Source organism: Anaerolineales bacterium (genome assembly GCA_015075725.1).
Taxonomy (GTDB): domain Bacteria; phylum Chloroflexota; class Anaerolineae; order Anaerolineales; family Villigracilaceae; genus Villigracilis.
The window spans coordinates 2686610-2699524 of sequence record JABTTV010000001.1; the positions used below are offsets into that span (position 1 = coordinate 2686610).

The window sequence follows — 12915 nt, forward strand, 5'->3', positions numbered from 1 at the left end:
ATTCATAAAGCAAAGCCCCGAGATGTTTTTGGAAAGCTATTAAAGTCTTATAAATTATTGTAAGAGCAACCAGGGATTGATCGGAGACCCGTTCTGGCGGATCTCAAGGTGCAAGTGTGCGCCTTGGGAATTGCCTGTGTTCCCAGACGCTCCAATAGGTGCGCCGGCTGAAATGCTCTGGCATTCCCCGACAGAGATTGCACTCAGGTGTGCGTAGATCGTTACAAACCCGTTGCCGTGATCGATCTGAACGACATTGCCATACCCATAGTTCCAGCCTCCCTGTGCCATCGTCACCACACCATTATCTGCCGCCCAAACCGTTGTGCCCTCCGGGGCAAAGATATCGATGCCGTTATGACCATCTTGGCCGAAGTCATAGCCGGAAAGGTAACGTGCCCCTGAGGGCCAGCTGAAAAACCCCCGGCTCTGGAAACCGCCACCGCATGCGCTCCCTGCGCTGGTGCTTTCGCGAGTGACGACCTGGATGAACAAGGGTTGATCATCGTCCACCCCGTCCGGGATCATAACATACGTATCGGGTTCGACAATTGGGTCCGCTAAATCGAGACGATTTCCATGCCAGCTGATGATTTTATCTGGCTCAACCTCGAATTTCTCGGCTATAGATTCAATGGTGTCGCCTTCCTTCCACTTGTAATATACGCCGTCTGTAGGCGGGATCACAAGTTCCTGGCCCGGTTGGATGTTCGCGGGGCTGCCATCAAACTCCTCATAGTTTGCCCAGTATACGGTTTCCGGCTTTAATTTAAACATGTCAGCAATGGCAAAGACCGAATCCCCACGCGCCACTCGGTATTCTTCGGCTTCATGGCGTGGATCGTCGGCAGGGATAGTGGTCTTGATCTGGATTTCCCGCTCGATGGAGGCGAGCGCCTCAGGGACGCCCAAGGCTGGCAGGCTGATCTCGGGTGGATTCTCATCCGGTGCGGCAGTCGGTTCCAACGCCAAGGCAGGGATGACGCTGGTGGACTCCCTCCATTTCAGCGCGACACCCACCATGCTTGCGACGAGAGCCAACGTGATCGTCCAACTGATAATACCGAAACGATTGTTCTTGAGGAGCAACGATAGCCTGAACATTGAGTACGGATTTTAACTCACACCGTCCAAAAATTGTGTCACGAATCCCCCCTGGATTCCCAAGAAATTCCTGACTATTGCCAGCGCCGTTAAGGTGGGTAATAATTGTTTTGATCGCCACGTCGGGCTTCGTGTCTGTTACAGGTGGCCGAGGCATAACCATCTGGAGGTACATGCGGCGCATCAGCCGAATGCGTTGCAACAGATTCTCGCGACGAGTGAAGGAGCGCTCTCTCTAGCTATATTGACGTTTATTTGGACGGCTGCGGGGTCGGATCTACGCAAAAATTCTTTTGCCAATTTCAACAACTTGACCAAGCCTATGGAATGTTCTGAGAGGAGGGAACTATTCTTTCGATGCAGCTCGTGCCTCTTTCTTCGCCCTTAGCCAGCCGTTCAAACTGAATTTAACGACACGTTCATTGCCGGCCAGCAACTTCTTTATATTCGGTCGCAGTGCCCAGATCAGGAGCAACTCTGCCAGCACACCGTACCAAATATCAATGGACTGATGCAGACCAACCCAGGCGAGAATTGTAAATACAATGATCACAATCAATCCAATGGTTATGGTTGTGAGTGATGCAATACCCACTGTAAACCAGACCAGCGCACCTGCTGTGAATACAATGGGAAATATCGGAAGCCATAAGCCCATCGCGCCGCCGAGCGCCGGTGCACCGCCCGCGCCACCGTGGAACCGCAATTTTCTGTTTTCATCACGCCTGATCAAAAAGATGGAATAGTTATGGCCGAGAATTGCTCCGATTGGGGCCAGGATAGATATGAGATGACTGTCCGGGCTGAGGGACTGGGCGAACCAAACGGAAGCCGCTCCTTTTAGGATATCCAGAATCGCGGTCAGCAGACCGGCCCAAAACCCTGCAGCGCGCACGACATTCGTCCCCCCGGTGCGTCCACTTCCCACTTCTCGAACATCATTACCCGTTTTGATTTTGACGATCAACAGGCCAAAGGGGATGGATCCCAAGATATATCCTATTACCACGGCCGCAATGCCAATCAGAATCTGCATAACTTTAAATCCTCGGTTGCATTTGAAACGAGAAACACTGTAGCAGCAAGAAAGTTGCTTTATGAAGAAATTTGTAGGCGACAAAGTAGTGGATCTTATCGCGAACTGGGATCTGAAACTGTTCCTCTACTTCGATATTTTCAGTCAATATTGTCGAAGCGACCCTGGATCACGAACTCCAGGGTCACTATTGTTCTGTAAAACTGACAGATTTGCGCCTGGAATATCACCCCACACTGCTTGATCTAATGGTCGTTTTGCTCATGGTCGGAACCGTCGCTCTCATGGTTGGTTCCGCCGTTCTGATGCTCGGTTCCATCGTTCGCCTCCTCCTCATGAGGATGATCGTTGGCATGATCCGCTCCTACATGCTGACCGGATCCACACCGCCCGTTCGTCCCGGGCTGGTCGCAAACATCAAGCGGCGCGGGGCCCTGCGGCGTCTGGGTGATCTCTATCTCATGGATGCCCGATTGAGTCTGGATCGTTTGTTCCATCCGTCCCGAAATTTGCATTTTGTTCTGTGGGTGGAGCATTTGCGCGCTCTAGGCTCGCAGTGCATAGAGTGGTTCACCTGGCTGGCTTTGTTGTGCCGCAGCCACGGTAACGCCTGCCGCGCCAAAAACGAACGCCAGCGCGATCAAAATTGAGAGAAGAGTTTTAGTCATTTTTTCCTTTCCGGTGTGTATATGTTTCCATTTTCATAGTCGTCGGCGCACAGAAAAAGTTACGTTTTTCACAAACTGCTGAGAGGTAAATTCACACGTTTGTTATCATTTTTGCCTTGACCTTAAATTCAACGCCCTCTAAATACTATTTAAAGGACGTTGAATTGATCCGAATTGTCTACTTTAGGAGGCATTGTGAAAAAAAACAGCAGGCAAGATCTCCTGAAGTTGGGCGCGGTTGGAGTGATCAGGACGAGCAGCGCAACCGCCATGATTCAAACCACCAAAAAGAATCAGATCCACCCTGCTACAGGCTGCCATCCATAACTATATAAAGCATGAATATTCATAAGAGATGTGAGAGTTCATCAGTGGCATCGAATTCAACTACTTGACCACTTCCAAGGTTCCAACCATGCCTGCCTGCAAATGCCCTGGCATCCCACAGACAATCTGGTAGGTACCCGGTTGGTCGGGCGCTGTGAAACTTAGTTCCACGCTCTCGTCTGGTTGGGCATCCACCTCCCAGTACGCATTGGCAATATCCTCTTCATCAAACATATCACCGACATCCACGCCATATTGCATGATATAAAAGTTATGCTCCACGGTGCCGTTGTTGACAACCTTGATCTGGATTTCTGCACCGGCTGGCACGGACAGTTGATTGGGGGTAATTGCAAAATCGCTCAACTCCACTGTGAGTTTGGTGGACGGTCCGCCGGACTGACAGGCTGACAGGAAAACCAATATTAAAAGGAAAATACTTTTCTTCAACATACAACTCTCTTAACCAAGATAGTCAACAAATATCTTGCCGGTAATATTTAGTCCAAGAACGCTGACCTTTGTCCCGGACTTCACGGTCAGATTGTGATCGAACGATGAATAGTCAACGATCACGATCTGTGCGCCGGGAAGGAGTCCAAGACCTTCAAGATGGCGGAGCAATTCCGCATCTGCATTCTTTACACATTGGATCTTCGCCTTTTGTTTCGGGCGCAGGGCGGAGAGAGGGGTCGAATCCTCCAATGGCATGACCAGATCGGCGGTGGGGATCAACTCCCCGTGCGGGTCGCGCAGGGGATGTCCCATTGCCGCTGCCATCCGCCGTTCAAAATCCTCCGAAATGACGTGCTCAAGGCGTTCTGCCTCCTCATGGACTTCATCCCACGAATAGCCCAACGTCTGCACCAGCCAGGCTTCCAGGAGACGATGATGCCGGATAACCTCCAAGGCGGCTTTCCTGCCCTCTTTGGTCAGCGTGACGCCCTGATGCTTTTGGTATTCGACCAGGGCGGGCTGCGCGGCGGCAAGTTTTTGAACCATGTTCGTCACGGATGCCGGCTTGACGTTGAGCCGTTCGGAAAGGGCATTCGTGCTGGCATTCTCACCGCCTTCCGTCAACTCGTAAATATGTTTCAGGTAATCCTGAATGGATATGGTCAGGGACGATTCCATTGGAAGGCTCCTATTTGATCAACAACCCGGTGACCCACAACATCATCATACCGGTCAGGACTCCGCTAAAGACAATCATGGGCATGGCTTCACGCTGTGTATCCTTTTGAATCAGTTTGGCGATTTCGTAGATCACCTGGAAAATCGCGCCTGCGCCGATGGCCAGGAACAGCACCGTCAGGAAGGGCGAGGGGGTGTATCCTCCGATCCAGGCTCCCAGAATGGCAGGCGCTCCACCGACCAACCCCATGATCGCCAGTCTGCCGACCCCGGGTCTATCACGCAGGACTGGCGCAATGATGCCCAATCCTTCAGTAATGTTCTGGATGATGAAACCCACCACCAGGAAAGTGCCCAGAGCAATTTCGCCGACGTTATAAGCAGCGCCTATTGCCAGCCCTTCTCCAAGGTTGTGAATGCCGATGCCGACCGCGATCACAAAGGCGATAGCCAGCCGCTTATCCGCTTCGTTGCCGGTGATTTCAGACTGGCGTTTCGAGATCGCCTCCAACAACAGGAAGGTTGCCACTCCACCGATTCCGATCAAGCCGATCCCCTGAAAGGAGGAAGGGATCTTCCCGGCAAACTCCAGCGCTTCTGCGACCGTGTCCAGCCCAAGAAAGACCAGCAGACCCGCCGTTGCCGCCATCAGGAAGGTCATGGTCCGGCGTCCCATTTGTCGCAACGCCGGAAACCAGAAGATTCCCAGAAAGACCGGGATTACGCCGACATACAAACCGATGAGTGTGAATCCCCAGAAGGTGGCGGTGTCCGGTTGAGGCGTTTCGAACGCAACCGGGATGTCCACTGTGAAGGGAATGGCATTTCCGGTAAAGATGATCAAGCCATATGCCTCACCATACGACCACGGATAAGCGATGGTAATGGTGGCACGCTCCAATCGAGGGACGACTGCATCTGGATACACCTCGAATGGCATGACCGCATCATTCACAATGACCTGGGCGATGGTAATTTCCTCCGGACTCGTGTTGCGCACCTGCAATTCGATGCTGCCTTGTTTGAGAACATACCGCTCGATATCCAGATTCTCAACCGGCGCGGCAGAGTCGAGATTCAATCCTCCCCCTGTGGAAAGGAAGAGGACGATCACGCCGACGAGAAGAATGATCGGGATGAGCAGCAGGATAAAGGTCCGGAAGGTGAAGCGATTGGATGGACTTTGAGTCATGACATACCTCTAAACTATTCGGTTACTTCGAACATGCCGTTCCAGCCCAATTCGGCAAATTCGGTTACGTGAGCATGAAACATGTACATGCCGGGATATTTGTATGAGAACTCCAGTATCCCGCGTTGGGCTTGACCTTGAATGATCGTGTCCGTGAACTCGGAGGGGGTCAGGCTGGTACCTGTTGGGTAGTAATGGAAGAAATTGGCATGCAGGTGGAAGGAATTGAGCAGATCAAATTCCAGGATGTTCACAAGATAGATGCGGATCTTCTCGCCGACTTTGATCTGGATCGGATGATTCTGATAGTAAAAGGGAATGGCATTGACGGCATAGAAATCGTTGACATCATCGAAATCCACATCGAAGCCGCTCATGACCATGACCATTTCACGATCCACGGGTGAGCGACCTTCCTTGGGATCCACAATGAACGTGCCATATAAACCCTTGGCAATATGGCGCGCCAGCGGAAAGACATGACAATGATAGAGATGCAGACCGAATGGCTCCGCATCAAACTCGTAGGTAAAACTGTCGCCGGGTTCGACATATCCGCCTGGTCCCGAACCGGGCACGCCATCCATGTTGCCCGGGTGGAAACCGTGAAAGTGCATGCTATGAGGATGGTTGCTTCCGTTGGTCATCGTGATGCGGATCAAGTCGCCTTCCGTGCAACGAATGGTCGGTCCCGGAATGCGCCCGTTATACGTCCAGGCGGGGTATTCGATGCCAGGCACAACTTCTATGTTCTTGTTGATGACCGTGATTTCATATTCACGCAGGGTTCTGCCATCGGGAAGAATGGATACTTTTCCATAGTCGAAGTCAGTGAGTATGTCTCCCGGATTAAAGCCGTTTTTTTCATGGTCCACATCCCCCGTACCAGGAATGACACCGCCCCCATGATCCATGTCTTGCATGGGAGGGAGGTTATGGCGTGAGTGGGATTTACCTTTGGACTGCATGATGGCAGTTGCGCCTCCAGCCCCGATCACACCAAAAGCCCCCAGTTTCAGGAAATCCCGCCGACTTAGTTGGTTTTTCATACATGCCTCCAATACAGATAAAGCCGATAAATTTAGTCTAATCTAAATTGTATTTTAGAACAGGAATAATTAAAAGTCAAGCATTTTCTCAAATAAAAATGGGCTTTGAATTTCTCCCTTCGAACGCTCCGACGGATACGGGGCGTTTTTGTTTTTAGAACCAGTGGATGGGCTAATACCCGCTCGGGACTCTGCCTACCCAATCCTCTCCAAGTCGGATCTCCATATCCACTGTGGACGCTGGATTAGGCTGGATGGTGATCTGCTGACTTCCCACCCCAAGGAGTTCCGTCAAATACCGCAGGGCATATAACTTTGAAGAGTAAAGAATTATTTTCGTGGTGTTTGATGCGCCGGTTGGCACGCCATATTCCACCACCTGCATACCTTGCGCGGTCAGGAGGGTGGCTGTGCGTTGCTCCAAACCGGCAGTATAGGTGTTATTGATAATCCTGACCTTCGCCTGATCAGATTGCATCAGCGCCACTGGATCACCTTGCGCCATTGGGCTAAGTGGACCGCCTGGGACAAAGATTTCATCCCTCAGGATGCGAATAAGATCCGGGACTGGACGCAGGACGTTTGCCTGCACACCGTTGATGGTTGTATCCGCCGGGTTCGCCATCGTCGAATCGATCACGCCTCTCTTGATGTCATCCACCCGAATGTCTTTCGCCAACACTGCCAGTTGGATTGCATCCTCCAGTGACAGGTTGGTGTGGATGCCTGATGAAAATTCTGCATACAACTGCGGTGCCTGGGTAATCAAGGTAGCAAAGGTTTCCCCTTCCAGTACCTTGTCACGGATCGCAAGGATGACCTGTTGCTGGCGTTTGGCACGACCCACATCCCCGCCCGAACAGCCCTGTGATTCATGCCGGCAGCGTGCATATGCCAGGGCGCGCGGTCCGGTCAGGTGGCGATAATCTCCCGGCTTCAATACAAAATGATCCTGTCCCGCGCCGAGCGGATCGAGCACCATACGTTCCTCGACATACACATCGATGCCGCCGATCAGATTGATGAACGACACAAACGTCCCAAAATCCACCTGCACATAGTAATGAATTGGCACGCCGATGAATTGCGAGACGGTCTGCATTGCAAGTTGTGGTCCACCGCCTGGAAGTTTGGCATTCTCGCCAATTGCCCAAGCGGTGTTGATGCGGCTGTATCCTGCGCCGGGAATGTTGACCCACATATCACGTGGGATGGACAACATGCCGGCAGTTTTTGTGACGGGGTCCACGGTCAAAACCATGATCGTATCGGTGCAGGTCGGGCAGCCTTCCCCTTGTCCATCGTCGCCACGCAAACCAAAGAAAGCGATGTTGATCCGGCTGGCGCCGTCCCATTTGAGCAATTCCATTTCCGGTGCGGATAATTCGACTGGAAGATTGTTTGCAGTAGCAGGATCGGGCAGCGCCGGCAGATCGGAAGATGACTGGTTTTGGAAGGCGCACTCTGCAGGTGGTACACCAGGCAGGGCAGTCAGGGTCCAACAGAGAGTCAGTTTGCGGACGATGAAAAACGCAGCGAGCATAGCCGCTGTGACGAAGATCCAATAGGCAAGCGAACGCCAGAAGGGATGATACATATTCGGAGTTCGTGAACCTGGCATTACATCAATCCCGAACCCATAAACGGCGCGATGATCGCCAACACCAAACCCAGCACTGCCATCACACCAAACAAGCCGGCGCGCTGGCGCACCAAAGCCGCGCGTTCTTCAGTGGACTCCACCACGGAACGATGTACCGACTCCTGCAAACCCTGCACGCTGGACAAGACCGGACGATTGTTGGCGAAGAAGTCATAGATGTCGCGCAGGAAGAGATTTGCCTCCACATCCTTCGGATCAGGCAGGTGGGCGCGTGTGACATCAATGGCTTTGGTAAAGTCCTCCACTTCCATACGTGCCACCAGTAAACCCAATAGATTACAAAACGGACCACCCACAGTCGAGGCGCGGCGCAAGGCTTCCTGCACACCCACACCAGAGGACAACAACGAACTCAACACAGATAAACCGATCAACATGTTATTGCGCAGCGACTCAGCGCGTTTCTTTGCCAGAGTCTTCAAGCGTACATAGGGTCGGCGCAGTCCAAGCAGAATGAAGATCATGGCGATCACCGGCGCGGCAACAATGATGTTCATGGCAGCTAAAGCGCCCGCCAACATCCCGCCCACGAGCAGGAAGGTCGAGAAATCGCGGATCGCCACGGCATAGAATTCACCGGGGGTGTCGTAGGGATAGCCGGCACGACGAAGCAGGCTGATCACATCCCCCATGTTCTTTGCCTGATCCGGATCGAAGCGTCCAGGCAATACTGCCACCAACAAAGCCTCCCAGGTGGAACGCCGTTTGGCTTGGGGTTGTGAAGTGTATTGGCTCAGGCGATTACCGCCAAAGGTGCTGAAGGCATTCTGGAACACGTTCAGCAGTTCAAATGCGAGCACGCTCAAACTAAGCGCGCCGAGAAAGGCAAAAAAGGTCATCGAGGTTCTCCTTGTAGAATATCGAGCCGGAAGTCTAATAACTTCTGCAAGGGGGTCTCGCCCGGCTGTCGCCCGCGAAATTTTTTGCTGTACAACCCACGGCGCAAGGCTTGCATGTGTTGTTCATCCCGGATGACCTGATGAGGTGGTCGCGGTTCGGCAAATCTCAAAGCGCCGCTGCCGCTTTCCCAGCTTTCGCCGCCAAATTCCCATGGCCAGAGCGGATGGGCGTACATGTCCCAATCCCTCGGCAAGCGGTTGTTCTTCCTTGCGCGATGCCATGCCCAAAAGGCTTCGAAGCGCGGGCCCCAAAGTCCCCAGACCAGATCAAGTTGCAACGACTCATCCCGCAACAGGTTCAAGGTTTCAGTGCAGTGATGACAGATCGGGATGGCGTTTTCCGGTCGCTGGTAACGCCACAGAATTTCCACTGGTGCGTTCGGTGTGGGATTGAGGATCGGTCGCCAGGAAGCGGACTTGCCGCAACGCATACAGTGATTGGGAAACTCGTGCCGCCAGGGGATGCCGGCGACGGAGGCTGCCACGATCTCATCGAGATATGGTTCCTCCGCTTTCAGGACGGAGTAGGATAACTTCACCGCGCCATCCGGCAGATTCCAGGCACGCGAAAAATCCAGGAGGAACCCGGCGGAACTCACGATCTGCCCGCGTTCCCAGGCTTCGAACCGGTGTCGTTGGATTTCGGGGCGCACCTCACCGCGATGGGCATCGCGAATACGGCGGATGTCGGCGACGGCTTCCGCCAGCAATGCAAACAACAAACTGTCCATGCGCAGGCTTGGATCCATTGAGCCCAACTGCGGCAGGTCCGGCGCAACGGATAAGACCGTCTGGAGATACGGGCGATAGTCCACCTTCGGACCGGTCTCGATCACGTATCGACAAACGGGCAACTTCACCCAGCGCCATTGGGTGATGACTTCATCGAACACCACCTGTCCATCCGCGCCGAGCGCAATGATGCGCATGGGCGGACAGAAGAAGGTATGGAAGGTGCGCCTGCCATCCGTGGGATAGATGAACGCCAGCACCGTGTCATTCAACGACTCCATGAACATGGCGCCGGAGGCGCGTTGTTCGGAGGTGATCAGAAACTGTAGTTGCATGTTATTCACTGGCTCCTTCGCCAAAGAGGATTTCGCGCACAATGGGGAGCCTTGGATTGTTGGAACCCATCGCCTTTTTCCAGGCGTGCGCGAGGGGATGTTCAATTTTTGTGGGCAGTTCATAGCCCCCCGTGGGGGTGGAGTCGATCAACGCCAGCAACTCCTTCGGTGTCAGGTCGGCGAATTGGCGAAAGACTCCGCGCGCTTCACGCAGGGGATGCTCGCGCAATCGGCTGATGGCATAGCCCAGGGGATCGGAAAGATTCCCACTTTGCGGGCTGGCGACATACAGCACCCACGAGACAAAGGCATGCACGGAGGCTTGAACTTCGAGCAGTTCCTTTTGGACTTTGGGATGCACATCATTCTGTTGCAGAAGAGCTTCGAGTTCCCAAAAATCAGGAGCGACCGCCTCCGCCGGATTTTTTTCGCCGCAGGCGTGCTGGGTGGTGGAAGTGTTTTTCTTGTCGGTGTTTAAGGGGTGTTTAAAAGAGTTTAAATCACTCCCATTTGCGTCCACCATATGACTCCCATTTGCGTCTGCTAATGCTCCCATTTGCGTCCAGCTATTACTCCCATCTGCGTCTGCCATATGACTCCCATTTGCGTCCACCTTATTCCTCCCATCTGCGTCCAGCGGTTCGTCCAGCAATACCCGAAAGGCACGCGACATCGACTCCACGCGCAGGTCGGCGTAGGTCTTTGAATCAGGCAGGTCGATTTCCTGCAGAAAGCGGGAGAGGTTGCCCCCGCGTTGTTGCGAAGTCCAATGCAGATGGAGCCAGGCTTGCACGGTCTTGTAACGGGTGGAGCCGATCAACTCCGCCATCTCCTGATACCCGCGTTTGAACGTCACCACATCCCGGCGTTCGCCGGTGCGGGCATTGATGAATGCCATATCGCGCGCGACCGTGATCAACCAGGCCTGCGCGGGCGTCAGGTTGTAGCGGTGGATGGTTTCCGTGATGAAGTAGTGCGGGATGTGGATGTCACCGAGGCAGTTGATGATCCTGCGATGCAGTTCCTGCGCCAGACGCTCGATTTCAGGTGAAAAGTTTTCACCTGAAAACTTTTCACCTGTTTCCAGCTTCACCATATCCATCACCGTGTTCAATGGGGGATGGGATAACTTCACGTCCAACGGATCGAGGAGTTCCATGACATCTTCGACTGCCAGCATTTCCTGTAAGGCGCTGGTGGTGGAACTGTGTTTTTCGATCAAGGCTTTCAATCGCAGATGCACCGCCGTGGCGTCAGCGCGTGTCAGGCGCGGGGTCATGCAGACCTGGTAACGGATCGGTGCGCGATGCGGGCGTCCGTCCCGTCCACGCCGGAAGCGGCGCGCATCCTGTGAATCGACCCGTTGCACGAGTCCGGTCAGGTGTGCTTGAATGCCGGCGTGTTTCAACAATCGCCAGAAGGCACCGTTGCTCATGGCGCTGAAACGCATCACCTCACGGCTGTATAGCGGCTTTCCAGATGGACCATTCTGATCCTGCACCCGCCATGCCGCTTGATGGAAGCCAACATACAACCAGACCGCCTTCGGTCCGATCTCCATCCCCAGTCTTCGCAGATAGCCTTTCACCACGACCTGCTTGTGCGGCTGGACGATGCGGTCGTAATCCAGCCACTGCACAGGCTCGATGTTTAATTCCGATTCTTCCATCTCATCCGCTTCGGTTTCCATCTCCATCTCTTCCTGTGACTCATCGCCAACAACGAACTTCACAGAGACGGAACGATTCAAAATCCCAACCAGCAATCGTTGGACTGTGCTGGTCAGACGCGACTCCAACCAGTCACGGGCATAGGCATTGCGTGTGGAAACAAGCAGCACATCGTTTTTCAATTCCAGGGCTTGCGTGCCGAGCACCCAGGTTTCATACGAGGCGCGCGGCATGTCCAACTGCAATTGAGCCAGCACGGAACTCCAGGCTTGTTGAAGATCGCTCATGCCGAACATCCCCGTAAAACAAGCCTGGGTCTCCCAGACCGTTCATGGTGGATTTCTTTCGCCTCAGCCCTTCCTGAGCGTTCGACGTAGGCGGCAGTGCAGGCGGATGTGTGGGCGGCGCGTGGACAGGATGCAGGCGGCACGTTGTCCATGCCGCCTGCGTCCCTCATCTCATTCCATTGAAAAAGTTTTTTTTGGTGGAACTTCATCATTTGCCTTTGTGCGCTAAAGTGAATGTGGTGGATTTCGGTTTGGGTTCCAGCCTCAACAATCCTGTTTCATAGGCTTTCAGACCAAAGCGCAGCAGGGCTGTGATCAATTCCCCGATGGGTACATGCAAGCCATCCTCGGAGGCCAGCGCCGCCAGTTCCTGTTTGAGTTCGGGCGGGAAGCCGCGCCAGGTGGTGATGACCTTCCACAAGGCCTCCGGTCGTTTATGTTTGGCAGTACGTTGAGGTCTGTTGAACGAATGTGAGGAGTCGCTTCGTGGGAAGAGAGTCATGCGCATGCGTTCCGGATTGGGTCGGGGATGGAGATCGAAATCCCCGCGTTCATAGGAACGCAGGGCGTAGTCGAGCACCACACACGCCACCTCACCTGAGGGAACCAGCAGGTCGTCGGCTATTGCCTTGACTTTCAATGCCAGTTTGGGATCGATGCCGCGATAGACCACCTTGCGGCTCTGTTGCTGTTTTTCCCACTGACGGTTGCGCTTGCGCGGCGCTGCCACACGCAGCGAGTCATAGAGGCTGGGTGGTTGAACGGGGTTGGGTGTTTCGGTCTTGTCAAAGGGGTCGCGTCTTCCGGTCATATCCACTC

13 protein-coding genes are annotated in these 12915 nt (G+C 53.7%); 1 reads left to right on the forward strand and 12 read right to left on the reverse strand.

What is annotated here, in order from left to right; genetic code table 11:
- Positions 1-54: 54 nt before the first annotated feature.
- Complete coding sequence (locus tag HS100_12950) at positions 55-1104, reverse strand: peptidoglycan DD-metalloendopeptidase family protein (protein ID MBE7434817.1); 1050 nt, start codon at positions 1102-1104, stop codon at positions 55-57.
- Between the two features lie 346 nt (positions 1105-1450).
- On the reverse strand, positions 1451-2140 hold the full coding sequence (locus HS100_12955; GenBank protein MBE7434818.1) for a glycerol-3-phosphate acyltransferase: 690 nt from the start codon (positions 2138-2140) through the stop codon (positions 1451-1453).
- A gap of 248 nt (positions 2141-2388) precedes the next feature.
- Between HS100_12955 and HS100_12960 the strand changes: the two genes are divergently transcribed.
- A complete protein-coding gene (locus HS100_12960; GenBank protein MBE7434819.1) occupies positions 2389-2790 on the forward strand; it encodes a hypothetical protein in 402 nt (133 codons plus the stop codon).
- Between the two features lie 405 nt (positions 2791-3195).
- Here the strand turns inward: HS100_12960 and HS100_12965 are convergent, their stop codons facing one another.
- The 10 genes from HS100_12965 to HS100_13010 form a co-directional block, all read right to left on the reverse strand.
- Positions 3196-3588 carry a cupredoxin domain-containing protein gene (locus HS100_12965; GenBank protein ID MBE7434820.1) on the reverse strand — a complete coding sequence of 131 codons (393 nt, stop codon included), beginning with the start codon at positions 3586-3588 and terminating at the stop codon, positions 3196-3198.
- 9 nt (positions 3589-3597) lie between these two features.
- On the reverse strand, positions 3598-4269 hold the full coding sequence (locus tag HS100_12970; protein ID MBE7434821.1) for a metal-dependent transcriptional regulator: 672 nt from the start codon (positions 4267-4269) through the stop codon (positions 3598-3600).
- Positions 4270-4279: 10 nt separating this feature from the next.
- On the reverse strand, positions 4280-5461 hold the full coding sequence (locus tag HS100_12975; protein ID MBE7434822.1) for a metal transporter: 1182 nt from the start codon (positions 5459-5461) through the stop codon (positions 4280-4282).
- Between the two features lie 14 nt (positions 5462-5475).
- Positions 5476-6510: a multicopper oxidase domain-containing protein gene (locus HS100_12980; GenBank protein MBE7434823.1), complete on the reverse strand. Its 1035-nt coding sequence runs from the start codon at positions 6508-6510 to the stop codon at positions 5476-5478.
- A gap of 172 nt (positions 6511-6682) precedes the next feature.
- The gene (locus tag HS100_12985; GenBank protein MBE7434824.1) at positions 6683-8131 is read right to left on the reverse strand and encodes an LCP family protein; all 1449 of its coding nucleotides are present in this window, start codon (positions 8129-8131) and stop codon (positions 6683-6685) included.
- A complete protein-coding gene (locus HS100_12990; GenBank protein MBE7434825.1) occupies positions 8131-9012 on the reverse strand; it encodes a hypothetical protein in 882 nt (293 codons plus the stop codon). The genes HS100_12985 and HS100_12990 overlap by 1 nt, the downstream gene beginning before the upstream one ends.
- Positions 9009-10139 (reverse strand): hypothetical protein, encoded by a 1131-nt coding sequence (locus HS100_12995; GenBank protein MBE7434826.1) that lies wholly within the window; start codon positions 10137-10139, stop codon positions 9009-9011. The genes HS100_12990 and HS100_12995 overlap by 4 nt, the downstream gene beginning before the upstream one ends.
- A gap of 1 nt (position 10140) precedes the next feature.
- Positions 10141-12096 (reverse strand): hypothetical protein, encoded by a 1956-nt coding sequence (locus HS100_13000; GenBank protein ID MBE7434827.1) that lies wholly within the window; start codon positions 12094-12096, stop codon positions 10141-10143.
- Complete coding sequence (locus HS100_13005; protein MBE7434828.1) at positions 12093-12305, reverse strand: hypothetical protein; 213 nt, start codon at positions 12303-12305, stop codon at positions 12093-12095. Before HS100_13005 ends, HS100_13000 begins: the two co-directional genes overlap by 4 nt.
- Positions 12305-12907 (reverse strand): hypothetical protein, encoded by a 603-nt coding sequence (locus tag HS100_13010; GenBank protein MBE7434829.1) that lies wholly within the window; start codon positions 12905-12907, stop codon positions 12305-12307. The genes HS100_13005 and HS100_13010 overlap by 1 nt, the downstream gene beginning before the upstream one ends.
- Between the last annotated feature and the right edge of the window lie 8 nt (positions 12908-12915).

Excerpts from the sequence above, each read along its gene's own strand:
- HS100_12950 (MBE7434817.1), bottom strand. The coding sequence starts at position 1,104 with ATGTTCAGGCTATCGTTGCTCCTCAAGAACAATCGTTTCGGTATTATC.
- HS100_12955 (MBE7434818.1), bottom strand. The coding sequence starts at position 2,140 with ATGCAGATTCTGATTGGCATTGCGGCCGTGGTAATAGGATATATCTTG.
- HS100_12960 (MBE7434819.1), top strand. The coding sequence starts at position 2,389 with ATGGTCGTTTTGCTCATGGTCGGAACCGTCGCTCTCATGGTTGGTTCC.
- HS100_12965 (MBE7434820.1), bottom strand. The coding sequence starts at position 3,588 with ATGTTGAAGAAAAGTATTTTCCTTTTAATATTGGTTTTCCTGTCAGCC.
- HS100_12970 (MBE7434821.1), bottom strand. The coding sequence starts at position 4,269 with ATGGAATCGTCCCTGACCATATCCATTCAGGATTACCTGAAACATATT.
- HS100_12975 (MBE7434822.1), bottom strand. The coding sequence starts at position 5,461 with ATGACTCAAAGTCCATCCAATCGCTTCACCTTCCGGACCTTTATCCTG.
- HS100_12980 (MBE7434823.1), bottom strand. The coding sequence starts at position 6,510 with ATGAAAAACCAACTAAGTCGGCGGGATTTCCTGAAACTGGGGGCTTTT.
- HS100_12985 (MBE7434824.1), bottom strand. The coding sequence starts at position 8,131 with ATGCCAGGTTCACGAACTCCGAATATGTATCATCCCTTCTGGCGTTCG.
- HS100_12990 (MBE7434825.1), bottom strand. The coding sequence starts at position 9,012 with ATGACCTTTTTTGCCTTTCTCGGCGCGCTTAGTTTGAGCGTGCTCGCA.
- HS100_12995 (MBE7434826.1), bottom strand. The coding sequence starts at position 10,139 with ATGCAACTACAGTTTCTGATCACCTCCGAACAACGCGCCTCCGGCGCC.
- HS100_13000 (MBE7434827.1), bottom strand. The coding sequence starts at position 12,096 with ATGAGCGATCTTCAACAAGCCTGGAGTTCCGTGCTGGCTCAATTGCAG.
- HS100_13005 (MBE7434828.1), bottom strand. The coding sequence starts at position 12,305 with ATGAAGTTCCACCAAAAAAAACTTTTTCAATGGAATGAGATGAGGGAC.
- HS100_13010 (MBE7434829.1), bottom strand. The coding sequence starts at position 12,907 with ATGACCGGAAGACGCGACCCCTTTGACAAGACCGAAACACCCAACCCC.